The sequence below is a fragment of the Peptococcus simiae genome, assembly GCF_046097595.1.
Classification (GTDB): domain Bacteria; phylum Bacillota; class Peptococcia; order Peptococcales; family Peptococcaceae; genus Peptococcus; species Peptococcus simiae.
In genome coordinates this window covers 20,185-43,825 of record NZ_JBJUVG010000003.1, presented here as the reverse complement: position 1 = coordinate 43,825, position 23,641 = coordinate 20,185, and the positions used below count along the sequence as shown (strand labels likewise).

Annotated in this window: 23 protein-coding genes and 2 tRNA genes; 8 read left to right on the top strand and 17 right to left on the bottom strand. The window is 53.9% G+C overall.

From position 1 onward, the window contains the following. Positions 1-74: 74 nt before the first annotated feature. On the bottom strand, positions 75-1,109 hold the full coding sequence (gene sppA, locus ACKQTC_RS03270) for a signal peptide peptidase SppA (RefSeq protein WP_408976998.1): 1,035 nt from the start codon (positions 1,107-1,109) through the stop codon (positions 75-77). Then, positions 1,109-2,098, bottom strand: coding sequence for a DUF975 family protein (locus ACKQTC_RS03265; protein ID WP_408976997.1), 990 nt, complete (start codon positions 2,096-2,098; stop codon positions 1,109-1,111). The genes sppA and ACKQTC_RS03265 overlap by 1 nt, the downstream gene beginning before the upstream one ends. Positions 2,099-2,362: 264 nt before the next feature. Here ACKQTC_RS03265 and ACKQTC_RS03260 point away from each other — a divergent pair, with 264 nt between their 5' ends. Together ACKQTC_RS03260 and ACKQTC_RS03255 are read left to right on the top strand one after the other, a co-directional pair. Then, the gene (locus tag ACKQTC_RS03260) at positions 2,363-3,442 is read left to right on the top strand and encodes a pyridoxal-phosphate-dependent aminotransferase family protein (RefSeq protein ID WP_408976996.1); all 1,080 of its coding nucleotides are present in this window, start codon (positions 2,363-2,365) and stop codon (positions 3,440-3,442) included. A gap of 12 nt (positions 3,443-3,454) precedes the next feature. Beyond that, positions 3,455-4,354 carry a D-2-hydroxyacid dehydrogenase gene (locus tag ACKQTC_RS03255; protein ID WP_408976995.1) on the top strand — a complete coding sequence of 300 codons (900 nt, stop codon included), beginning with the start codon at positions 3,455-3,457 and terminating at the stop codon, positions 4,352-4,354. A 115-nt stretch (positions 4,355-4,469) separates the two neighbouring features. Here the strand turns inward: ACKQTC_RS03255 and scfA are convergent, their stop codons facing one another. Next, positions 4,470-4,613 (bottom strand): six-cysteine ranthipeptide SCIFF, encoded by a 144-nt coding sequence (gene scfA / locus ACKQTC_RS03250; protein ID WP_408976994.1) that lies wholly within the window; start codon positions 4,611-4,613, stop codon positions 4,470-4,472. Positions 4,614-4,674: 61 nt separating this feature from the next. Next, positions 4,675-5,718 carry an enoyl-CoA hydratase/isomerase family protein gene (locus ACKQTC_RS03245; protein WP_408976993.1) on the bottom strand — a complete coding sequence of 348 codons (1,044 nt, stop codon included), beginning with the start codon at positions 5,716-5,718 and terminating at the stop codon, positions 4,675-4,677. A gap of 112 nt (positions 5,719-5,830) precedes the next feature. On the opposite strand from ACKQTC_RS03245, the gene ACKQTC_RS03240 reads away from it, so the two are divergent. Then, on the top strand, positions 5,831-6,349 hold the full coding sequence (locus ACKQTC_RS03240; RefSeq protein ID WP_408976992.1) for a GNAT family N-acetyltransferase: 519 nt from the start codon (positions 5,831-5,833) through the stop codon (positions 6,347-6,349). A 48-nt stretch (positions 6,350-6,397) separates the two neighbouring features. Here the strand turns inward: ACKQTC_RS03240 and ACKQTC_RS03235 are convergent, their stop codons facing one another. From ACKQTC_RS03235 to ACKQTC_RS03225, 3 genes are all read right to left on the bottom strand, one after another. Continuing rightward, positions 6,398-7,642: an acetate/propionate family kinase gene (locus tag ACKQTC_RS03235; RefSeq protein WP_408976991.1), complete on the bottom strand. Its 1,245-nt coding sequence runs from the start codon at positions 7,640-7,642 to the stop codon at positions 6,398-6,400. A 559-nt stretch (positions 7,643-8,201) separates the two neighbouring features. Next, positions 8,202-9,350: an endolytic transglycosylase MltG gene (mltG, locus tag ACKQTC_RS03230; RefSeq protein WP_408976990.1), complete on the bottom strand. Its 1,149-nt coding sequence runs from the start codon at positions 9,348-9,350 to the stop codon at positions 8,202-8,204. Between the two features lie 151 nt (positions 9,351-9,501). Beyond that, positions 9,502-11,421, bottom strand: a complete 1,920-nt coding sequence (locus tag ACKQTC_RS03225; RefSeq protein WP_408976989.1) for an acyltransferase family protein — start codon at positions 11,419-11,421, stop codon at positions 9,502-9,504. A gap of 187 nt (positions 11,422-11,608) precedes the next feature. On the opposite strand from ACKQTC_RS03225, the gene ACKQTC_RS03220 reads away from it, so the two are divergent. Further along, on the top strand, positions 11,609-13,258 hold the full coding sequence (locus ACKQTC_RS03220) for a glycoside hydrolase family 26 protein (protein WP_408976988.1): 1,650 nt from the start codon (positions 11,609-11,611) through the stop codon (positions 13,256-13,258). 64 nt (positions 13,259-13,322) lie between these two features. On the opposite strand, the gene ACKQTC_RS03215 is transcribed toward ACKQTC_RS03220, so the two are convergent. From ACKQTC_RS03215 to ACKQTC_RS03190, 6 genes are all read right to left on the bottom strand, one after another. Continuing rightward, a tRNA-Ile gene (locus ACKQTC_RS03215) sits at positions 13,323-13,396 on the bottom strand. 163 nt (positions 13,397-13,559) lie between these two features. Then, positions 13,560-14,366, bottom strand: a complete 807-nt coding sequence (locus ACKQTC_RS03210; protein WP_408977114.1) for an IS3 family transposase — start codon at positions 14,364-14,366, stop codon at positions 13,560-13,562. Next, positions 14,306-14,647 (bottom strand): transposase, encoded by a 342-nt coding sequence (locus ACKQTC_RS03205; protein ID WP_408976987.1) that lies wholly within the window; start codon positions 14,645-14,647, stop codon positions 14,306-14,308. Before ACKQTC_RS03205 ends, ACKQTC_RS03210 begins: the two co-directional genes overlap by 61 nt. 245 nt (positions 14,648-14,892) lie before the next feature. Next, the gene (locus tag ACKQTC_RS03200; protein ID WP_408976986.1) at positions 14,893-15,078 is read right to left on the bottom strand and encodes a rubredoxin; all 186 of its coding nucleotides are present in this window, start codon (positions 15,076-15,078) and stop codon (positions 14,893-14,895) included. Between the two features lie 134 nt (positions 15,079-15,212). Further along, complete coding sequence (gene trxB, locus ACKQTC_RS03195) at positions 15,213-16,145, bottom strand: thioredoxin-disulfide reductase (RefSeq protein WP_408976985.1); 933 nt, start codon at positions 16,143-16,145, stop codon at positions 15,213-15,215. A 65-nt stretch (positions 16,146-16,210) separates the two neighbouring features. Then, positions 16,211-16,283 (bottom strand) — tRNA-Arg (locus ACKQTC_RS03190). 203 nt (positions 16,284-16,486) lie between these two features. On the opposite strand from ACKQTC_RS03190, the gene ACKQTC_RS03185 reads away from it, so the two are divergent. Genes ACKQTC_RS03185 through ACKQTC_RS03170 form a run of 4 tightly spaced genes read left to right on the top strand, consistent with a single transcriptional unit; the run spans position 16,487 to position 19,640 of the window. Then, a complete protein-coding gene (locus ACKQTC_RS03185) occupies positions 16,487-16,906 on the top strand; it encodes a Fur family transcriptional regulator (RefSeq protein ID WP_408976984.1) in 420 nt (139 codons plus the stop codon). A gap of 15 nt (positions 16,907-16,921) precedes the next feature. Next, positions 16,922-18,130, top strand: coding sequence for a metal ABC transporter substrate-binding protein (locus tag ACKQTC_RS03180; RefSeq protein WP_408976983.1), 1,209 nt, complete (start codon positions 16,922-16,924; stop codon positions 18,128-18,130). A 19-nt stretch (positions 18,131-18,149) separates the two neighbouring features. Then, positions 18,150-18,833 (top strand): metal ABC transporter ATP-binding protein, encoded by a 684-nt coding sequence (locus tag ACKQTC_RS03175; protein ID WP_408976982.1) that lies wholly within the window; start codon positions 18,150-18,152, stop codon positions 18,831-18,833. A gap of 27 nt (positions 18,834-18,860) precedes the next feature. Further along, the gene (locus ACKQTC_RS03170; RefSeq protein ID WP_408976981.1) at positions 18,861-19,640 is read left to right on the top strand and encodes a metal ABC transporter permease; all 780 of its coding nucleotides are present in this window, start codon (positions 18,861-18,863) and stop codon (positions 19,638-19,640) included. Between the two features lie 223 nt (positions 19,641-19,863). On the opposite strand, the gene ACKQTC_RS03165 is transcribed toward ACKQTC_RS03170, so the two are convergent. The 4 genes from ACKQTC_RS03165 to ACKQTC_RS03150 form a co-directional block, all read right to left on the bottom strand. Continuing rightward, on the bottom strand, positions 19,864-20,373 hold the full coding sequence (locus ACKQTC_RS03165; RefSeq protein ID WP_408976980.1) for a CBS domain-containing protein: 510 nt from the start codon (positions 20,371-20,373) through the stop codon (positions 19,864-19,866). A 65-nt stretch (positions 20,374-20,438) separates the two neighbouring features. Next, a complete protein-coding gene (locus ACKQTC_RS03160; RefSeq protein ID WP_408976979.1) occupies positions 20,439-21,278 on the bottom strand; it encodes a 3-hydroxyacyl-CoA dehydrogenase NAD-binding domain-containing protein in 840 nt (279 codons plus the stop codon). Positions 21,279-21,353: 75 nt separating this feature from the next. Next, the gene (locus ACKQTC_RS03155; RefSeq protein ID WP_408976978.1) at positions 21,354-22,133 is read right to left on the bottom strand and encodes an enoyl-CoA hydratase-related protein; all 780 of its coding nucleotides are present in this window, start codon (positions 22,131-22,133) and stop codon (positions 21,354-21,356) included. A gap of 47 nt (positions 22,134-22,180) precedes the next feature. Further along, positions 22,181-23,362, bottom strand: a complete 1,182-nt coding sequence (locus ACKQTC_RS03150) for an acetyl-CoA C-acetyltransferase (RefSeq protein ID WP_408976977.1) — start codon at positions 23,360-23,362, stop codon at positions 22,181-22,183. Between the last annotated feature and the right edge of the window lie 279 nt (positions 23,363-23,641).

Below are 23,641 nucleotides of genomic sequence, written 5' to 3'. Positions count from 1 at the left end.
CCAGACAGCTGCGGGTCAAGGCTTTCCACAAAAAAAGCCGGACCGGGGACGCAGGTCCCCAGTCCGGTAGTCAGCTACTGGTAAAGATACATGGGTTCAGTGATTTGCAGGTCTTTGACGGTTTGCAGGGCGGCGGACAGGTCATTGCCCAGGACAGCGGTTTGCAGGAGGTCTGCCAGACTCTGCCCCAGCGGGAAAAGCCCCCAGCCGACCGGTGCTTCATAGCTTCTCTCTACGACCATGATGCCCTTGCCCTTGAGGTCTTTTTTGACCTTCTCTTCATATTCATCATAGGTCATGACTTCATCTAAGAGGCCATTGGCCAGCCCCTGCCTGGCAGTATAGACCCGGCCATCTGCCAGGGTCTTGACCGCTTCAGGGTCCATATCCCGACCCTGGGCGACAATATCAACGAATTGCGCATAGGCCTCATCGCTCATGCTCTGCATGATGGCGACCTGCTCTTCTGTAGGGGGCTCTGATGGGTCCCCCATGAGCTTATTGGCCCCTGTATGGATGGTGGTAAACTTCAGGCCCAGTTTATCAAAGAGGCCGGCTGCATCGACAAAGCGGCCACCGATGACCCCAATAGAGCCGACGATGGAGTTCCGGTCAGCGGCGATGTTATCCGCTGCCGAGGCGATGTAGTAACCACCGGAGGCCATGAGGTGTTCGGCATAGGCGTAAACCGGCCGGCCGGTTTCTTTTTTATACTTCATGAGGGCCCGCCAGGCGGCATCGCTTTCATAAATGGTGCCCCCGGGGGAGTCAATCCGCAGGAGGATGGCCTTATTCCGCTTGTCCATCCGGGCCTCTTCAATGGCTCCTTCCAGCCATGCCTGGTTATAGGTAGCGCCGGCTTCTTCAATGACCCCATCGACATCGATGGCCATGATGGTGTCATGAAAGGCGGCGCCCCGGCTATCCCAGCCGTCCCGGCCCTGCTGGCCTGCGGGCGCCAGGACCACCAGGAGGACCAGGAGGGCCAAAAGGCCAATGATGACCCCTGCGGTGACAGCCGTCCGGTTGCGCTTGGGCTTCTTCTGACGCGGCGGCTCCGGGTGGCCCTGACCTTCTGTGAAAGCCTTGGGCTGAAAATCGCTTGCCATTAGCGCTCCTCCTTATCAAGGGGCCCTTCCCAGTCATGCTCGGCCGGGTCACTTGGGAGACCGGTCCGGTCTTCCGGCGGCACCGAATCAGCCGGCAGGTCTTGCGGGCCAGGGCTAGCCACCGGTTGGGCAACCGGCACCGGCTCGGTTTCTCTAGCCGGACGACCGTCAATGCCGCCGGGACGGAGGAACCGCCAGGCGTTGGCAAAGGACACGTTCATGTAGGGGGTGACATAGAGCTGAACCGGCGGCACGATACTGGTTAAGATCAGCCAACCGAAAAAGGAAAGGTACATCAGGAGCAATTGGCCAATCTGCCCCTCAGTCCGTTCGATAGACAGGCGCAAGGCCCGGCGGGCACCGAGGTCCGGGTCATCTGCCAGGGCAAAGAAGGCCATGCTGTACTGGATACTCTTCCAGATGGCAACTGCTGCCAGGCCCAGCATAATGAGGGCGACCCCTATCCCGAAGAGGGCCGAACTGCCGTTACCGGCAAAGGCAACCAGGAGACCGAGGGCCACAAAGAAGGGCAGCATCCAGATCAAGAGCCAGAGGTTCATCCAAATAAAGAGGAGGGCCCCGTTAATCCCATAGGCAAAGAAGCCGAAGAAGCCAGCCAGGCCGGTGTTTTCCTCATCCCGTTCAACCACGGCCAAGGACCACATATTAAAGGCAATTTGGAAAATCCCTGATAAAAGCACCCCGACAATGAGGCTGACCAGGGCCACCAGCCCCATGACCTGGGGATTTTCGGCCATGGCCGGCATCTGCTGCTGAAAGTCCGTAAACAGCTCTTGACTGTTGAGCAGGAATGTCTGCATAGAAATCCCGGGCAGCATCATCTTTAAGATAGCGTAGCTTCCCAAGTAGGAGAAGATACTATATAAGATGGTAACGGCAATGGCTGTTAGCCAATTGCCCCTTAGGGCGGCCTTGGCATCCGTCTTCATCTGCACCCGGGGAAATACTTCATGAAATTGAAAACTCATCATTCACCTTCCTTATGTTGTCCCAATGGTTTGTCTTACTTTCTTTTACCCAGCAATCGTCAGGGTCACACATATTTGTGTCACATGACTAATACATATATTTATTATAACTGCCGCTAACCAATCCGTCAACCGGTCGCTGAGCTTCGGTTCGTTTTTTATTTTATAAATATATTTAATGCTTCATGGACATCTATCCATGCTTGAAGTACTTGCGTCCATATGATACCATAACGGCACTTCAGGAGATTAGGAGGCATTGATATGCAAATCGATCACAAACAATTATTTATCCCCGGCCCCACTGAGGTCTTGCCGGACGTCCTAGAGGCCATGGCCCAGCCCCTCATCGGCCACCGGACCAAGGAGATTTCCGCCCTCCAGCAGTCCATCACCGAAAAATTACAACAACTCTTTTATACCAAAAACCTGGTGCTCTTATCCACCTCCTCCGGCAGTGGCCTTATGGAGGCCTCTGTCCGCTCCTGTACTGCGAAAAAAGCCCTCTGCTGCGCCATGGGCGACTTCGGGAAGCGCTGGTATAAGATGGCCCTGGCCAACCAGGTCCCGGCTGACTTAATCGAAGTCGACCTGGGCCGCCACGTACCCGCTGAAAAAATTCGTGAGGCCCTGGCCACCGGCAAGTACGACCTGGTCACCACCACCCACAGCGAAACCGCCACCGGGGTGGCCAATAATTTAGAAGAAATCAGCCGGGTCATGGCCGATTTTCCAGACGTGGTCTGGTGTGTCGACGCCGTTTCCTCGGCCGGCGGCATGAAAATCGAAGTGGACCGCCTGGGCATTGATATTTTACTGACCTCCACCCACAAGGCCCTGGCCCTGCCACCGGGCATGGCCCTCTGCACCATGAGCCAAAAGGCCTATGACCGGACCGCCGAGGTTGAATATCGGGGGGTTTACTTTGACCTCCGGGCCATTTATGACCGGATTGTGAAAAAGAACTACCAGTACCCCTCCACCCCAAATGTGAGCCTCATGTTTGCCATGGACAGACAGCTGGACCACATCCTGGCCGAAGGCCTGGATGCCCGTTTTGCCCGCCACCAGGCCCTGGCCGACCGCTGCCGGGCCTGGGCCCTGGACCACTTTGCCCTCTTCCCGGAAGAAGGCTACATGGCCGATACCCTAACAGTCATTGAAAACACCCGGGGGATTTCCGTCGCTGACCTGAACAAGGCCCTGGGCGACCGGGGCAAGGCCATCTCCAACGGGTATGGCGACTTGAAGGAAAAAACCTTCCGGATTGCCCACCTGGGGGAAATCACCATGGACGACTTAAATGCCCTGTTGGCAGATATTGAAGATATTTTAGGCCTTTAATGGAGGATATAGATGAAAATTTTAGTAACCGATGGCTTAGCCAAAGAAGCCCTGGCCCAGCTCCGGACCTTTGCTGAGGTCGATGAACACTTTTACGAACCGGAGGCCCTCGGTGAGGCCTTAAAGGGCTATGATGCCGTTATCATCCGGTCGGCCACAGAGGTCCGCAAGGAACAGATTGACATTGCCAAAACCGGCGCCTTAAAGCTCATCGTCCGGGCCGGCGTTGGCATTGATAATATTGACCATGCCTATGCCAAAGACCAGGGCATCCATGTCCGCAACACTCCCTCGGCCAATGCCAATGCCATGGCCGAGCTAACCCTGGCCCAGCTCTTCGCCATTAGCCGCTTTATTGCCCCGGCCAACGTAACCATGCGCCAGGGCCAATGGAACAAGAAGAACTACCGGGGCGTTGAACTGGCCGGCAAAACCCTGGGCCTCATCGGCTTCGGCCATACTGCCCGGCTCCTGGCCCAAAAGTGCGCGGCCCTGGGTATGGACATCCTCTACTATGATATCGTCGGCGCCGATGACCAGGTTCCCTATACCTATATGGAGATGTCGGACCTCATCCAAAAGGCCGACTTCATCACCCTCCACACCCCGGCCTCTAAGGACGGCAAGCCCCTCCTGGATGCGGCAGCCATTGCCAGCATGAAGGATGGGGTCCGGCTGGTCAACTGTGCCCGCGGGGGCCTCATCGACGAGCAGGCCCTCATCGATGCCCTCCAAAGCGGCAAGATCGCCGCTGCCGGCCTGGATGTCTTTGTGGGTGAGCCTGAGGTCAATCCGAACCTGGTCAACCAGCCCAATGTCAGCGTGACCCCCCACCTGGGCGCCCAAACCTACGAGGCCCAAGCCCGGGTCGGTCAGGAAGTGGTAGACGTGGTCAAGGAAGAATTGTGCTAGGCCCCGCAGCCTGTTCGCAATTAAATACAAAAGCCTGTCGCTAGTGACAGGCTTTTTTCTGATGCCAAAAAAGGCTTTTTCGGGCAATAAAAAACCCGCACAAGGCGGGCGAGACTTAGCGTTGTTTGCAAACTTGGTTGCCGACGGTGCAGCTGGTTTTGCAAGCAGACTGACAAGAAGTCTGGCATTCACCGCAGCCACCGGTTTTCAAGGTTTTTTGCAGTTGTTGTTTGCTGATGGTTTTAATGCGTTTTGCCATGGTTACCGCCCCTTTCTGCGAATTTATTTTAGTATAGCAGAAAGCGAGCCGCTAGACAAGGTCAGGCCCGGGACGACCGGTCTTGAAAAAAGGCGTGGAGAGCGGGCCAGTCCAGGTCCCCATAGGAATGGCGCCAGTAGGCCGGCCGGTGGTTCTTATCCACCATGGTGGCCCGGATCCCTTCCATGGGCTCTGCCTTATCCCAGAGGAAGGCCAAGAGGTCCAGGTCCACCCGGAAGGTCTCTTCCCGGGTCCAGTTTTTCCCGTAGGCGTACTTTAAAAAGGTCACCGCCACAGCCAGGGGACTTCTGGATAAGAGGCCGGCCAGGCTCTCAGCGGCAAAGGGCTCATAGCCCCGTTGCAGGTGAGCCATAATGGCCCCCAGGTGGTCCTTGTCAAAGTATTTCTTGGCCAGGGGGGCCAGGTCCCTTTGGTAGGCCCCCTGGCCGCTGGCTTGGGCAAAGGGGGCCAGGGCTGCCTTCAGGGCGGCGACAAGTGCTTCATAGGAAAGGCCCTCGGTGGACACATCCAGGAGGGCCTGGCGGGCCGCCGCCCGGTCAGCCGCCCGGATGCCCAGGTCGGCAAAGCCGTAGTGGATGGCGTCTTCCCAATCCAGTCGCCCCCCTAAAAGGGACAGGTAGAGGCCATCGGCCCGGTCCAGCCGGGAAAAGTACCAGCCCATGGCCACGTCCGGCATAAAGCCCAGCTGGGTTTCCGGCATGGACCAGACCAGGCTGTCATCGGTGACCCGTAAGTCGGCATTGACCGTTAAACCAATGCCGCCCCCCATGGTGACCCCCTTGTAGAGGACCACCACCGGCTTGGGATAGGCGTGGACCAGCTGGTCCAGGGCGAATTCATCCTTAAAGAAAACTTCCGGAAAATCACCGGTCTCCAGGCTGTATGCATACAGGGCCTTTACATCCCCGCCGGCAGAGAAGGCCTTCCCCTCTCCTTCAAAAAGAACCCAATGGACGGCCGGGTCCTCTACCCAACCTTCCAGAACCTCCTGCATTTGGTGGATATCCTCAAGGCTCAGGGCATTGAGCTTTTTCGGTCTATCTAAGCGAATAATGCCTACCTTATTTTGAATGCTTGCCTCCATCGCTGGCCTCCTTTGGTCCTATCTCTTCATTTTCATTCATATACCCTTACCACCGCCTTTTTATTGACGAACCGGCCGGGGGAGGGTATCCTAAAAGAAAAGGGGGATGACCATGAGCGATACCATCAAGCGGTTACTTTTTCACGACCAGCCGGACCGGCCGGACATTATCTACGAAGACCTGGCCACCGATGACCTGCAACTCAAACTCATAAAATATGCTTACGGGTCGGCCTATGTGGGCCGGCTGCCCTGCTGGTTTTTTTCCATTTATAATTATGACGGCGACCTCATGGGGGCCTGTGACCTCCGCTGCGGCTGGGCCCCGGAAATCGCCTATGCCGGCCACATCGGCTACCGGATTTTCCCGCCCTTCCGCGGCCATGGCTATGCCCAAGCGGCAGCCCGCCTCCTCCTGGGCCTGGCCCACCGAATGAAGATGGAAACAGTCATCATCACCTGCGACCCGGACAATATCGCCTCCCGCCGGACACTGGAAAACCTCCAGGGCCACTTTGACGGCATTGCCGAAGTCCCCCGCCACACCCCGGCCTGGCGGTCCGGCGACCGGGAAAAATGCCAGTTTTGGTACAAAACCGCCGACTACCCCATTCCAAATAAGCAGCAATAAAAAAGCTGTCACTTTCAGGTGACAGCTTTTCTTTATAAGGAATACGGCTTAAAAGTCGTCTTCTTGGACGTCGTCCTTGCTCAGGCAATCGCAGGGGTACTTGATCAAGCTTTCGACGGTTTCGCGGGCGATGGCCAGCTCTTCGTTGGTCGGGATAACGAAGGTCCGGACCCGGGCCCCATCCTTGGTTAATTCCCGGCGTTCCCGGCAGCCGGCATTTTTTTCTTCATCGATTTCAATACCCAGGTAGTCCAGGTTTTCGCAAATGGACTTGCGGACCCGGTCGTCGTTTTCACCGATACCGGCGGTAAAGACAATCCCATCAATCCCATTCATAAGGGCCACATAGCGGCCGATGTATTCCCGCACCTTCAGGACGAACATGTCATAAGCGAGCTGGGCCCGTTTATTGCCTTCATCCATAGCGGCTTCGATGTCACGGAAGTCGTTAGAAATCCCGCTGACCCCTAAGAGACCGCATTGTTTGTTCAGGTAATCATCGGTTTGGACGGTGTCCATGTTTTTATTGTCCATTAAGTAAAGGACGGCTGCGGCGTCAATATCCCCGGACCGGGTCCCCATCATGAGCCCTTCAAGAGGGGTGAAGCCCATAGAGGTGGTGACAACTTTCCCGCCTTCAATAGCGGTGATGGAAGCCCCGTTCCCCAGGTGGCAAGTGATGAGTTTTAAGTCACGGATATCTTTGCCCATGGCCTTGGCCAGCTCACCGGCAACAAACTTGTGGCTGGTCCCGTGGGCCCCGTAACGACGGACGCCATATTTTTTGTAGTCTTCATAGTCAATGGCATACATATAGTGCTCTTGACTCATGGTGTGGTGGAAAGCGGTGTCGAATACAGCCACCTGCGGAATCCCCGGCATATGGGCCTGGCAAGCGACAATCCCGGCCAAAGCAGGCGGGTTATGCAGGGGGGCAATGGAGCTGTACTGACGGATTTTGCTGATAACATCTTTATCCAGGCAAATAGCGTGATCGAAGGTGGTACCCCCCTGAACAACCCGGTGCCCAACGACACCAATTTCTTCAAGAGAGTTCAAAACACTCAGATCCCCGGTTAATAAACCATCTACCACCCGGGCTACAGCGACCCGGTGGTTTGGAATTTCCTGTTCTTCTTTAACTTTCAGACCCTTGGCCTGTAAAGTGATTTCGGCTTTTTGACGAGAGCCGATCCGTTCAACAACGCCTTTAGAGATAACTTCTTCGGTTTCCATGTTGAGTAACTGGAACTTTAATGAAGAGCTCCCGCTGTTGATGACTAATACTAACATTTGTCCACCTCTTCCTGATATTTATGCTTTCGCTTCTATTATTATTCATGCTATCTGCGGCTTTGTCAACTCTCAAATGACTATTCCCTGTTGATTATAAGCCCAGGGCGTAAAAGAATCTTTTATTTATCGTAAAATATGAATGAAAACAACTGTTTTCCCCAGCCTGTGGGTAAGTTGGGGAAAACTTGGGTAAAACCTGGTTTTAGTAACAAATTAATAACAAATCGCCAACCCTATTGGTCAAGGGCTTTTTACAGCCTCCTTTTTCATCCCTTTTAGCAAATGCCTTGATGGCGGTCTTTATCGATTGTGCATAGATTTGTGTGCAAAACTGTGGATGACCTGTGGATAATGGGGATAAGTCTGCCTAAAAAGGTGGAAAAGGGCTTGATTTAGGCAGTTAGCCACAGGAAACAGTGGCCTCAGTCTTGTGGACAATTTAAAGTCAGCCTAGACAAGCCTCGCTGCCAGGGGACTCGCCAGCCGGGCATGACCAGTCCGGCCTATTTTTATCCATAAAAATAGCGTAAGCCGGAAGGCTTACGCTACACTGGTATTAACCGGCGATGGTGCCGTTTTTCTCATATTCTTTTTGCCAGGCCAGGTGCTGGTCATAGTCATCGGTAAAGTAGACTTTACCGGTTTTCAGGTCGGCATAGAAGTAGATGAAGTTGGTGTCGGCCGGGTGGACTGCAGCATCAATGGCTTCTTCCGATGGAGAATTCATCGGTCCCGGCGGCAGGCCCTGGTTCTTATAGAGGTTGTAGGGCGAATCCACTTCCAAGTCCTTAAAGGTGACCATTTCCTTGTGGGTTCCCAGGGCATATAAAACAGAGATATCCGATTGGATGGGCATGCCTTGGGCAATTCGGTTGTAGAAGACGGAGGAAATTTTCTTCCGGTCTTCCGGGGTGACCCCCTCCTTCTCAATTAAGGAGGCCATGGCCATAATTTCGTTGACGGTGTGTCCGGTGGCCTGGATATCCGCTTCAAAGGGGGCGACCACTTCTGCACACTTGTCGACCATCTGGGTGATGAGTGAGGGAATGCCCTCTTTCAGGTTGTAATCATAGGTGGCCGGGAAGAGGTACCCTTCCAGGGTGTAGCGGACGTCATCCTTGCCCGCGACCTCTTTTAAGAGGTCCGGGTGGCGGTCGACGAGCTTTTGAATCAGGGCTTCATCGGTCACTGCCGCCTTAAAGTCCTTTTTAGAAACGCCGGTGGCTTCTTCCACCGATTCGGCAATCTGGTCCAGGGTAGAGCCTTCGCGGACCAGGACCTTGACAATCCCGACCCCGCCGCCGGAGGCATTCTTCAACTCTTTGATGACGGCTTTCATGGGCATATTTTCTGCAAATAAGTGGGTGCCGGCTTTGAAGTCAGCCCCTTCATTTTTCAAGCGAACATAGAACTTGAAAAGGCCTGCATTTTTAATAACGCCTTCTTTTTCCAGCTTGTTGGCAATATCGCCAACGGCTTCCCCTTCATCAATGGTGACAGAAATGGCCGGCTTTTTCTCAGCCTCCATTTCCTGGGTATTCTGGCTTACTTGAATCATACGGATCCCTATACCCACAAAGGCCAGGAGTATAAGAATGATAAACGCGCTACAACCGATTCTAAACCGGCGTTGTCGGGCGCGTTTGCGGTGGGCAGCACGCTCTGCGCGCCGGCGCTCAAGGCGCTCACTGGGCGTTTCCGGCATGAACAGACCTCCTCAAGGTTTTTGATAATATCTTTAAGAATTATAGCCTAAGCCCCCCTGAAATGCAAGTTTTCAACGCATTTAGAGAAGCTGCCCAGGCCGTCAACGAGGGCCTGGGCAGAAGTGTTAATATTTCTTGTCTTTTCCGGCCCTAGGCCTTAGCTTTTGTAGAAGCCTGCTTGCCCTTGCTGGATGGCGCAGCGCTTGTCTCTTTGGCCGGTGCCTGGCCCAGGTCCTCATAGAGGGTCTTTACCACTAATTGCATAAAGGCACTGGCCCCTTCAGGGTTACAGTGGGTTTGGTCCTCATAGAGCCACTCCGGATGGGGGGCGACATGGCTTTTCCAGTCAATTAAGTGGGCATTCTTATGACCTTTCACGTAGGCGGCTAGCATCTCATTGACGCTTTCCTGCCACTGCCGGTTGACATGGGTGTTGACAAAGTAGAGTCGTCGCTTGCCCAAACGGCTGGCCAGGTCTTCCAGCTGGTCTTCGGTAAAGGGCCCGTTAGAGCCCAGGACCACGACCACTGTTTCCGCCAACTGGCCATTTTCCGCCAGCTGGTCGACAACGGCCCCGCTTTGGTTGAGCTGACGACCGACTTGGCCATCAATGGTTGCCTTGGGGAAGGCCTCGGCCAAGGGCGTTGCCGCGCTCAAGAGGATGGAATCCCCAATAAAGGTCACATTGGCATCTGCCGCAAAAAGCCGCTCGGCATCGGTCAGCCCCTCGATGGCCCCCATGGCCTCGACCTGGGCCCGGTCTTCGGCCCGCTTCTTGGCTTCCAACTTCCGCTGGGTTTCAGCCAATTGGGCCTGGAGCTCGGCCACCGTTTGGTTCTCTCCGGCCGGGGCCCGGAGGACCCCGACCAGGGCCGAGCCGGCAAAGGCCAGGATTAGCACCAGGGCCACCGCCCGACCGGGCCAGCGACGGAGATCATTCAGGAAGGTCTCCCGGCTAAAGGCCTCTCTGGGCCGGGCCAGCAGGCCTTGCAGCCAGCCCTTTAAGAAACGGCCCATCTGCCCTTGAGCCAGGGAATGGGTCAAGACCCCCAGGCCCAGGAGGATCAGCCACTGGAGGGCCGGGACCTTCTGCAGGCCGGACATCCGCCCCAGGACCGCATAAACAGGATAATACCAGAGGTAGAGGGCATAGGTCCGGTTGCCCAGCCAAACCAGGGGCTTCCAGGACAGGAGTCGGGCCAGGACACTGTTCTTAGAGGACAGGCCAAAAATGGTCACCAGGGCCACCAGACTGGCCAGGAAGAGACCGCCCCGGTAGGTAAAGGCCGTTTGGTCCATGAGCTGCCGGGCCAGGATGACCAGGCCCACCAGACCCACCAGGGCAAGGCCGTCCTCAACGGGCAGGCGGCGCAAAAGCGGCCACCTTTCAGCCAGCCGCCGGCCAACCTGCCCCTCTTTCAAAAGGCCCCCCGCCGCCCCAAGAAGGAAGGCAAAGGCTCGGGTGTCCGTCCCATAATAGACCCGGGAGGGGTCCCCGCCCGGCTCGTAAATAAGGCCCATAGCCAGGGCGCTAACCAGGGCCAGGGCCACCAGGACAGCGGCCTCCAGCAAGGGATGGCCCAGGAGGCGCTGACAGGCCCGCAGGATCAGGGGAAAGACCACAAAGACCTGCATGATGAGAGCCACGTACCAGAGGTGGGTAAAGGCCGAGGGGTGGACAAATTCAGCAAAGTAGGAAGCCCCCTGGAGGACCTGCCACCAGTTATTGCTAAAAGTCAACCCGGATAAGGCCGTCGCCCGCACATTAAATAAGAAGGAAGGCGCAAAGCAATTGATAAAGCCGATGGCCAAGAGGAGCATCCAAAAAAGCGGCCACCAGAGCCGCCAGGCCCGCTTGGCCAGGAAGGCCCCATAGTGGAAGGGTTCCCCCCGGTTATACTTGGCCTCTAAGGACCGGGCCAGCAAAAAACCGGACAGGACCAGGAAAATATCCACACCGATAAAGGCACCGGGCAGGTGTTGGGGATAGTAGTGGTATAGGACGACCCCGGCCAGGGCGATCACGCGCAAGGCTTCTAAGGCCGGGTAGTAAACTTGTTGTTTTGGCACCATAAGGCCCCTTTCTAAATCATTCTTATGTCCTTTATTGTAACAAAGGGCTAACCTGCTGCCAATAGATGATCGGCTAAAAAGCTGGATTCTGCCCCATGCGAAAGGCCTCTATATTTATAAATACAAAACTGGTATAATAAGCCTAGTATTTGTATTCTGATAACACCGGCCAAGGGGGTCTTCCATGCAGAAGTCTACAGAAAAAACATCCACGCAGCTAGGACGGGCAGCGATTTGCATCGTCATCATCGGGTCTACCCTCCTGGGATTGGCCAGTTTCGAACCTAAAAAGGTCCACCCAGCAGCTGCTTCAACCCAGGACCTTCTCTTTAAGACCAGCTACCAGTTAACCGACAGTGGCCAGGGCCAGGTCCTGACCAACCGGGTTGATGGCTACCGGGTCATCCTCCCCAAGGGCGCCCAGGTCGCCTTTGACCGGGCCCAGCTGCGGACGGAAATCAGCTGGACCAAAGATAGCCGGCTGGATATTTACCTGACCCCAACCCTCCCGGCCGACAGTGACCCGGCCTACTACCTGCAACTGTGCAGTGGCCAGGACTCCAGTGCCCCTCATGCCTTCCGCAATAGCAAGGACCACCAGGTGACCTTCCAGGAAGAGGTCCAGTTCGCCGGCCTTGCCGGAGTGGCCACCGCCTGGGACCGGACACCCCTGACCAGGGTTGAAAATGACCGGCCCCATTATTACGCCATTGATATGATTTCCGACAAGGGCCAGGGCATCAGTTTCATGTACCGGGCCGCCCAGCCCATCAGCCAGAGCCAGCGGGACCAAGTCAATGCCATCGCTGACAGCCTCAAACTCCAGACCCCCAGCGCCAGCCCCTATATGGCGCCGGACCCGGCCAACCGCCGCCACCCCCTGGACCTGAACCAACAAACAGCCGCTGTCTATAACAAATACTTTTCCAAGGAGGCCCCCCTCCGCTGGGGCATCTTTGACCCGGATTACGCTAACCAGCGCTATGGCTACCTCCATGGCCTGGAGAAGGACTTTGACACCCACTTTCCCTTCCTGGTCCACTACATTGACGTGATCAATTCCGACCCGGAAAGCAAGATTGCCCCCATTTTAAACCAGGCCCAGGCCGAGGGCCGGGCCGTAGAGCTGACCTTCCAGACGGCCAACCCGCCTGAAGGGCCCAACCAGGTCTACGAGATCCTTAACGGCAAGTACGACCACTACCTGAAGGACCTGGCCGCTGTCATCCGCGAGAGCCGGGCCACCATCCTCCTCCGGGTGGGCAATGAAATGAACGGGGACTGGTGTGCCTATAGCCCCGTCCACCTGTCCCGGGACCCGGATATCTACAAGGCCTTTTACCGCTATGTTTGTGACTTCTTTAGCAAAGAGGGGGTTGCCGGCCAGATACTCTTCGTCTGGAACCCCAATGAAGCCGACTTTCCACCCTATAAGTGGAATGACCCCGGCCTCACCTGGCCCGGCAATGGATATGTAGACATCATCGGCTTAACGGCCTATAACAATGGCACCTACTACCCCCACGAAAAGTGGCGGTCCTTTAACGCCATGTACCTCCCCCTCTACCAGGAATACCAGGCCCTCTACGACCAGCCCATGATGATCACTGAGTTCTCCTCTTCCTCCTTTGGCGGCGACAAGGCCGCCTGGGTCCGAGATATGCTGGCCACCATCGATACCGGCTACCCCAACATTAAGGTGGCCATTTGGTGGAACCACGAGGACTTCGACCCGAACAAGACCGGCGTGGTCAGCCGGGCCTACAGAATTGACGATAACCCGGACGTCCTCCACGCCTTCCGCGACTACTTTGCCGACCACAACCCGGCTTAGGCGGACGAGCTCTCCACCGGACCGGATAAAGAAAAAAGAGCCCACCTTGGTGGGCTCTTTTTTATAGGCCTGAGTGGACTTGAACCACCGACCTCACGCTTATCAGGCGTGCGCTCTAACCAGCTGAGCTACAGGCCTATATCAATATCTTGACGAATGCTATTATAAAACAGGTAAAGTCCCTGTGTCAAGTAGAAGATGCAGGAAATACCCCCTTTCCAGCCAAGGTCGGCATAAAAGAGCCCCGCTGCAGGTCAATGAACTGCACCCGTAATCTTGGACAAGATAAATAGAAACTATATCATAGATCAAAGGTATGCCAATGCTGACCACGGAAAAACTCGTCTTTGAGGTGACCAAAAACCTGCTCTGTTGCAGCATTATCTAAGCAGTTGCCCAACTTCGACATGCTCTGGATAATCCCTTGCTCTTTAAGTTTCTTGCACCAAGTGCCATGTTGGTATTGCCAGCCACGATCACTATGTAAGATGGGATGGGCACCTTTGGGTAGCTTGGCGAAGAATTGATCTAACAGTTCATATTGCTGTGCCATCGTCGGGCTTTGTGAAATAGACCAGGCGACAATTGCCTTTGAGGCAAAGTCATAAATCGGTGCCAAGTAAGCCTTTCCCCAAGATAGCTGAAAGGCTGTCACATCTGTTCCAAGCTTTTCCCAGGGCTTATTGGCATTAAAATCTCTCTTCAATATATTGTCAAATACTTTCTTCTGTTCACCATGATAGGCATTATATTTTGTGGATGCTCTTACTTTTCGAATTTGGCAATGAAGTCCTAGGTCATGCATAATTTTTAGTACGGTTTTGTTGGCTATCTTTACGCCTAATTCAGCACGTAAGCCCATAGCGATTTGCCTATGACCACAACCGTTTGGTGTTCTCGAAAAAATTTCTTTGACCGCCTCATGAAGTTCCGGACGTGTAGGCTTTACTGGGTGAGAAAGGAGGTAGTAATAGCTTGATCGTGCTAATGCGACACATTCAAGGAGAATGGCGCGTGAAAATTGCCCTGAAAGCGCCGAAACAATGGCTACTTTAGTTCGGTTGGGAAGTTCTCTAAGGCTTTCAGGGCTTGCGCTTTTTTTAAGCAGGCATTTTCTGCTTCTAGGCGTAGTATTTTCGCCTTGAGCATGTCCACTTCAGTCATTGCTGTAGCTTTTGACTTGCTTGCACTGGGGCGCCCTTTCGCTTTTGGAAGCAGAGCTATCTCACCACCTTCACGGTATAGCTTGCACCATCTTTTTAAGGGTGCTAAAGAAGCAATCTTAAAGTAAACCATTGCTTCTGAGTAGCTCATATCTCTTTCTACGACTGCTTTGGCAGCTTCCAGCTTTAGGTCATAGCTATACTTCTTTTGCTTTCCACCCATCATTAACACTCCTCCTGAGCCAATGGCGCTATATTTATAATACCATTGTCGCACAGTATCTCAAGGAATGCCAAGATGAGATGATACAAACATGTATCCAAATCCTCGTTCAAATAATTCAAGAGCCAAGGATCGTGTCAATGGATCATGCTTAACTCGGTTATCTGAAACCATGAAAAAGCTCCCCTTTCTTGGTGTCCAAGAAAGGGGAGGCAGTTCACAATCGGTCTGCACCGGGGCTTTTTTTATTAGTCGATGGGCTTAAAGGCCTTTTTAGTGGCGCCGCATAAGGGGCATTTCCAGTTATCCGGCAGATCTTCAAAGGCTGTGCCCTTGGGAATACCACCTTTTTTGTCCCCCTTGGAAGGGATGTACATATACCCGCAGGTCGCCATTTGACATTGGTAAATCCGCATATCTTTTTCTTCACTCATCTTATTTCCTCCTATCGTGTAAGCTTATTTTTAAAGCCAAAAGCCCAAAAAAGAGGGCAATAAAAGGCCTAAACAAAGCAGGACAACTAAAACAATGAGGGCAATTTTTTGCCAGGGTTTCATATGGCGGTAGCTCATGCCTTATACTCCTCACGGAAGTACCGCTCAATATCGTGCATAACCACACCGGCATCACCGACGGCCGAAGCAATCTGGCGGACATTCTTGACCCGGAGGTCACCGATAGCGTAAACGCCGGGCACATTCGTGGCCATATCTTCACCGGCCAGGACATAGCCATGGTCGTCACAGTCTACTTCTGCCGGCATGACATCATCATTGGGGTCATAGCCCACAAAGATGAAGCAGCCGGGGAAGTCCCAGGTTTTTTCCTCTTCTGTCTTGACATTTTTGGTGACCACCTGGCCCAACTTATCATCGCCCAAGAATTCGGTTACCACGGTGTCCCATTCAATGTGGAGTTTCTCATTTTCAAAGGCCAGGGCCTGGGACCGTTTATTAGCCCGTAATTCATCCCGGCGGTGGAAGAGGGTGACGCTATTGCACATCTTGGTCAGGTAAAGGGCCTCTTCGACGGCCACATCACCGCCGCCGACAACGCAGACATCCTTATCTTTGAAGAAGAAGCCATCGCAGGTGGCACAGTAGCTGACCCCCCGGCCCCGGAACTTCCCTTCATTGGGGACCCGAAGCATTTTAGGATGGGCGCCCATGGCCAGGATAACCACCTTGGCCTCATAGGTCCGGGGACCGTTGGCGGTGGTGGTCGTAACCTTCTTGACCTGGTCTTTGACATCCACATCGGTCACCCGTTCAAAAATCATTTCAGCGCCAAAGGTGGTGGCCTGCTCATAGAACTTCATCATCAGCTCAGAACCGCTGATGCCACCGGGAAAGCCCGGAAAGTTTTCAATAAAGTCTGTGGTCGCCGCTTGTCCGCCGGGGACCCCCATTTCAAACATAGCGACGGAATAGCCGGCCCGCCGGGCGTAAATCCCCGCCGTCATGCCAGCCGGTCCACTACCAATGATTGCTATATCGTACATATAATCCTCCTCGTAGGGCATCTCACATGCCACTCTCTACTTACCCAATCTAGCCTGGCAGGTCACGCCGATGACAGGAGTCGAACCTGCGGCCAATGGTTTAGGAAACCACTGCTCTATCCTCTGAGCTACATCGGCAATTGCTACTATTATAAGGCGAGTGGCCCCCTTTTGCAATAAAAGGGTAAAGTCCGGAAACTGAATAAGTCACTTTAAAGCATATACCCACAATCGCCCTTTTCAAACATCCCCTGCCCTTGACAGGCCCCCGGACAAGTTCTAAAATAAGAACGATTATGATAATCATTCTTATTTATAAAGAAAGGAGTATTCACTTTCCAATGAAAGGAAAACGCTACCAAACCGGCCACCGGTCAGCGATTATCGCCTGGTTTGAGCGCCACCAGGACCAGGCGGTGACCGCCGCCCAACTCAAGGAAGCCCTCGATGCCAAGGGACAGGGCATATCTGTGGCCACCCTCTACCGGAACCTCAGCCTCCTAGCGAGCGATGGCTGGCTTACCCGGACGAGTGACCCGGCCATTTCCAGCGACCTCTACGTCTACCAGCCCCGGCCCGATGGCTTTATGCTCCATTGCCTATCCTGCGGGAAGACAGAAACCCACCACTGCCACCAGGCCGAAGCCCTGTGGCGGCATATTGCCGATGACCATGATTTTCTCATCGATACCCAGCAGCTTATTATCCGTGGCTACTGCGCCGACTGCCAAAAGCAGGCGGGCAAAAATATTTCATATTAACAGGAGGATCCATCCATGAAAATGCGACAAGTGATGGCCGGTGTCTTGACCCTGGCCCTGGTTACCTTAAGCGCCTGTGGCGCCAACAATTCATCATCTGAACCGGCTGCCGAAGAAGGGAGCACCGGGCTTACCGTTTTAACGACCATGTTCCCCGAGTATGATTTTGCCAAAAAAATCGCCGGGGACCGGGCCGAAGTCAGCCTGCTGATTCCGCCCGGGGCCGATGCCCATTCCTATGAACCCAGCCCCGGGGACATGAAGGCCATCCAAAAGGCCGACCTCCTCTTCTATACCAACCCGGTCATGAACCACTGGATCAGCGAATTACCGGACCGGTTGGATACCGATAAGGTTCAATTCGTCAATGTCAGCCAAAAGGTGCCCAAACTGGCCATGCCCAAGGAAGACACCCTCGAAGCCCTGCTGGCCAATAGCCCCCTGCCCAAGGCCATCCCGGTTGACGACAAAACCGCCGCAGCCGGCGAGGCGGAAGCAGCCGAACACGAGCACGATGAGGCCGACCATGACCACGACCATCATGATGCCGAGGAAGCGACCCACGACCATGACCATGAGCATGACCAGGCCGTCGGTGAAGAAGCCCACGACCACGAGGGCACTGAAGACAGCCATGACCAGGAAGCCGGTGAAGAAGCCGGCCACCACCATCACCATGAAAATGACCCCTACGACCCCCACACCTGGACCGGGATTCGGAATGACATCATCATCGCCGAAACCATCCGGGATGCCCTCATTGAAAAAGACCCGGCCGGGAAAGATGACTACACCAAGAACTGCAAAACCCTGACCGAAGAGCTCCAGGCCCTGGACAAGGAATACACCGCCCTCGGCGAAAAAGCCGACAACCGACCCCTGGTCGTTGCCGATGAATTCCCCTTCCTCTACCTGGCTAACGACTACGGCTTCACCTTTGTCCCGGTCCTCTCTTCTTATGGCGAACACGGCGAAGCCTCTGCCCGCCGGATTGCCCAAATCAGTGATTTAATGCGTGACAAAGGCATTTCTGTCCTGTATTATACTGAACAGACGACCCCGAAACTGGCCCGCCAATTGGCAGATGACACCGGCGCCGAAACCCTCATGCTTCATGCCGGCCACACCATCAGCGAAGAGGACCTGAAAAAGGGGCTCAGCTACACCGATATTTTACGCCAAAACCTGGAATCCCTGAAAAAGGGCCTAGCTGTCACCAACTAAGCTGGAGAAAGGAGCCCCTATGGCCGCGATCAAATGTCAGGACCTTACAATTGCATACGGGCCGGTGCCGGTGGTCCAGCACATGACCTTTGATCTGCCAACCGGCGCCTACCTGGTGATCATCGGCGAAAACGGATCCGGTAAAAGCAGCCTCCTAAAGGGGCTGGCCGGCCTGGTCCCCCTGGCCGCCGGCAGCATTACATTTTCGCCACCGGAGACCAAGCCCGGCTACCTGGCCCAGCTAGACCAGATTGCCTCCAACTTTCCGGCCTCTGTCCAGGAGGTGGTCTTGACCGGCTGCCTGAAAGGCCAGCACCACCCTTTTTATACCGCCGCTGATAAGGCCGCGGCCCAGGCGGCCCTGGCCAAGATGGACATGGTTCCCTTTGCCGGCCGGTCCTTCCAGGCCCTATCCGGTGGCCAACGCCGCCGGGTACTGCTGGCCCGGGCCCTCGTGGCGGCTGACGGCCTCCTCTTCCTGGATGAACCGACCGCCGGCCTGGATACCGGCACCGCCGCAGACCTCTACGGGCTCTTGCGGCGGCTCAACCGCCAGGAGGGCCTGACCATCGTGACCATCTCCCATGATATGACCGATGGCCTGACCGATGCCAGCCACATCCTCCATATGGACCATGGCCAGCTGGTCTACTTTGGCCCGGCAGCCGACTACCCCGGCCAAACAGGAAAGGAGCTGGTTTAAATCCTTGCCTTTTTAGACTACGACTTTATGCGTCGGGCCCTCCTGGTGGGCCTCCTTATCGCCCTCTGCTGTGCGGTTTTAGGGGTGCCCCTGGTCCTCCGCCGCTTTGCCATGATTGGCGATGGCCTTTCCCATACCGCCTTTGCAGCCATGTCTGTCGCCTTGGCGGTTGGCTGGGCGCCCCTGGCCTTTGCCCTACCGGTGGTCACCCTGGCCTCGGTGACCCTCCTGTATTTATCTGACCGGGGACACTTGAAAGGCGATGGGGCCATTGCCATGATTTCCACTGCGGCTATGGCCATCGGGGTGGCGGTTGCCAGCCTATCCCGGGGAATTACCGCCGATATTTCGTCCTACCTCTTCGGCTCCATCCTAGCCATTAGCCCTGAAGAACTCACCCTCACCGTCCTCTTATCGCTAACCGTCCTGGGCGTCTACCTCTTCAGCTTTAACCGGATTTTTGCCATTAGCTTTGACGAAGACTTTGCTAAAGCCAGTGGTTTGGGGGCAAACTTTTACCGGATGCTCCTGGCCATCCTGACGGCCATTACGGTGGTTTTAGGCCTCCGCCTAGTTGGGGCCCTCCTCATTGGCGGACTCATTATCTTTCCCTCAGCCGGGGCCATGCACCTCTCCCACACCTATAAGGGGGTGGTGGCCACCGCAGCAGGCCTGGCTGTAGCTGCCATGTTAGGCGGCCTGGCGGCCTCCTTTTATTGGGACCTGCCCACCGGGGCCACCGTGGTCATCGTCAACCTCTGCCTCTATGCCTGCTGTGCCCTCGTCGGCCGCTGGCGCCGGGGCTAGGCCTGACCGCCAAGGCCGGTTTGCGAGCTTGATAAGCGAGGCCGAAGCCCCTGATATATTTCCCTGTCCATAAAAAGACCGCCTGAGCCGAAGGGCAGCCCCGCTGCCACCGGTCCAGGCGGTCTTTGTTGCTTTGTCAATAGGCCACCCAAGCACCGGCCTGCATACATAAAACGACCAAAAAAGCCCTGCGCAACAAAATGCGCAGGGCCCTTCTTATTCCTTAAAAATCGTCATCTTGGCTATCCTCAAGGCATTCGGCGTCCGGATTATCCAAAAATTCTTTGAATAAGCCATGGACCACGTTATTCCTTGTAATCAAGCCCACCGGCTTGTTGTCTTCATCGACCACCGGCATATGACGCAGTTGCCGTTTATTGATTATTTTAGACGCTTCCCGCATGGTGTCATCCGGACGAACCGTATACACCCGGGAAGTATAGCAGCTATCAATCGGATCATTGACCACTGTTTTCAAATAGTAGGGGAAACAGTCGACTTGATACCAACTGCGGATATGGTTAAGCTGTTTGTTTTTCTTCCGAACATTGTGGACCACATCATCAATGATATCTGCATCCGATAAGATACCCACTAATTCGCCTGATTCGTCAACGATGAAAATCGAGCTGATTTTTTCACGGGCAAATATTTGGATTGCGTCCCCCACATTTGCCGTATTAATCAGGGTCTTGGGATTTTCAATCATAACGTCTTTAACTAATACTGCCATAATTAGACCTCCTCTTCCTTGTTCAAGATACAAAAAGCTGTCGGGAAGGCCTCTTTACTTACAGCCTATTTGTTATAGGTATAGAACCCTTCGCCGGTTTTAATCCCTAATTTCTTACCGCGGACCATCTTGCGTAAGAGGGTGTGCGGACGATATTTCGGATCGCCGGTTTCATTATAAAGAACTTCCATAACAGCCAGGACAATATCCAACCCAACCAGGTCACCTAAGGCAAGGGGACCCATGGGGTGGTTGGCCCCTAATTTCATAGCCGTATCAATACCTTCTACAGAAGCTAAACCGTCAGCATAAATGCCAATGGCTTCGTTAATCATCGGAATCAGGATCCGGTTAACGACAAAGCCCGGGCCTTCTTCAACTTCAACAGGGGTTTTACCGATTTTTTCGGAGATTTCGATGATTTTCTTAGCCGTTTCGTCCGGGGTGTTAATCCCCTTGATGACTTCAATGAGTTTCATGACCGGTGCAGGGTTGAAGAAGTGCATCCCGATGACGCTGCGTTCAATATCTGCCCCAATTTCAGTGATAGACAGGGAGGAGGTATTGGTCGCAAAAATAGCATCCGGTTTGCAGATTTCTTCCAGGGCCTTGAAGGTTTCCTTCTTGATTTCCATGTTTTCGATGGCTGCTTCAATGATTAAGTCGCAATCTTTGCAGTCATCCCGTAAGCCTGTGGTGATCCGGTCTAAGATCGCATCAGCAGCGGCTTTTTCCATTTTACCCTTATCGACCCGTTTCATCAGGCCTTTTTCGATTTTGGCTTTCCCGTTATTGGCAAAGTCCATATTAATATCTGTTAAAACCACTTCAAAGCCTTCTGTTTGAGCAAAGGCTTGTGCAATCCCGGAACCCATGGTTCCGGCACCGATAACGCCAACTTTCATAATGAGTCCTTCCTTTCCGGCGCTTATGACGCCACTTGACGATTATATTTACGAACGGTCCGTTCGCATACAAACTTATTTATTGGTAAAGGTCTTTTCTTTCCGTTTTTCCAGGAAAGCGCCCATACCCTCTGCTTGGTCAGCCGTTTCAAAGCATTTACCGAAAAGGTCGACTTCAATATCTACACCGCTGTCAATATCCGTTTGGATCCCGCGGTTGATGGCTTCCTTGGCGTGGCGGACAGCAATCGGTGCATTCCCGGCAATCCGGCCGGCCATTTTTTCAGCTGCCGGCATTAGCTCTGCCAAGGGGTAAACCGCACTGACCAGGCCAATGGCCAAGGCTTCATCGGCCTTGATATTTTTACCGACCAGGATGAGTTCTTTGGCCTTAGATAAGGAGCCAATCACCCGGGCCAGCCGCTGGGTCCCACCAAAGCCGGGGGTAATCCCCAGGCCAACTTCCGGTTGGCCAAACATGGCATTGTCAGAGCAAAGACGGATGTCACAGCTCATGGCCAGTTCGTTCCCGCCGCCTAAGGCAAAGCCATTGATGGCTGCGATGACGGGAATCGGTAATTTTTCGATTTTACGGAAGATGTCATTCCCCTTGCGGGCATATTCTGCCCCTTGGGCCTGGGTCATTTCCTTCATTTCAGCAATATCTGCCCCGGCAACAAAGGCTTTTTCCCCGCCACCGGTAATGATCAGGCACCATACCTCATCGGTGTTAATGGCATCAATCGTTTGGTTCAGTTCATCCAGTACTTGAGACCCAAGGGCATTTAAGGCCTTGGGACGGTCAATGGTCAGGGTCGCCACGCGGCCGTTGACATCGTATTTAATGAATTCCATGTTTGCCTCCTTATTTCCTAAACAATCATGTCCTCCGAAATAACCAACTATTCGCGTTCAATAACCGTCGCAGCACCCATACCGCCGCCAATGCAGAGGGTGGCTAGGCCGCGTTTGGCATCCCGGCGTTGCATTTCATAAAGCAGGGTGACCAGGATCCGGGCCCCACTGCAGCCAACCGGGTGACCCAGGGCAATAGCCCCACCATTGACGTTTAATTTATCATTGTCAAAGCCCAGATCTTTACCGACAGCCACAGCTTGGGCAGCAAAGGCTTCATTGGCCTCATACAAGTCAAAGTCTTCGATTTTCAGGCCGGTTCTTTCCAGAACATTCCGGGTAGCAGCCACAGGGCCAATCCCCATGATAGAAGGATCAACACCGCCCAGGGCACCGTCAACCCAGGTAGCCATCGGGGTCACGCCCAGTTCTTTGGCCTTTTCTTCACTCATCACGATGACCACAGCAGCCCCATCATTAATCCCGGAAGCATTAGCCGCAGTGACCACGCCGCCTTCTTTGAAGGCCGGTTTCATCTTAGCGATACCTTCAGCCGTTGTCCCTTCACGGGGGCCTTCATCGGTATCGAAAACGATGGTTTCTTTTTTCTTCTTGATTTCAATCGGTACGATTTCATCTTTAAACTTGCCATCGGCAATCGCCTTGCAGGCCTTTTGTTGGCTCCAGGCAGCAAATTCGTCTAATTCTTCCCGGGTTAAGCCATATTTTTCAGCGACGTTTTCAGCGGTAATCCCCATGTGGTAGTCATTAAAGGCATCCGTTAACCCGTCTTTAATCATGCTGTCCAGAAGTTGGCCATGGCCCATCCGGTAGCCATACCGGCCCTTTTGGATGAGATAGGGGGAGGCACTCATGTTTTCTGCCCCACCGGCAATAATGACATCAGCCGCCCCGGCCTGGATCATAAAGGCAGCCGTATTGACCGCATTTAAACCGGACCCGCATAAGATATTCAGGGTCATAGCCGGTACTTCAACCGGGAGCCCGGCATTCACAGAAGCTTGCCGCGCCATGTTTTGCCCTAAACCGGCCTGCAACACACAACCTAAGAGTACCTGGTCTACATCGGTCGGTTTAATCCCGGCACGTTTAATGGATTCTTTAATAACATGCGTCGCTAAATCCGTAGCAGATGTATTGGCTAAAGTCCCACCCATTTTACCAACAGCAGTACGGCAAGCGCCGGCTAAAACGATTTTCTTAGACATAATGTGTCCTCCTTATTTCTAATCTTACTGAACAACAAACGGCCACAAAACAAACAGCATATTTTATAAATACATTATAACAGGTTGTACCCTTAATCACAAGTCCGCTTATTGAATGTATTATCATTATTCAATTATATTTAAGGGCTTTTTATGAAAACTTTTTGTCTTTTTATTTAGAAAGGGTCCCTTTTGGCGATTGCCTATATTATACACCAGTTTTAGCCTGGTGACTATATTTAATCAGAATTATCAGTATTTTTTGCCGAAAAATAAAGC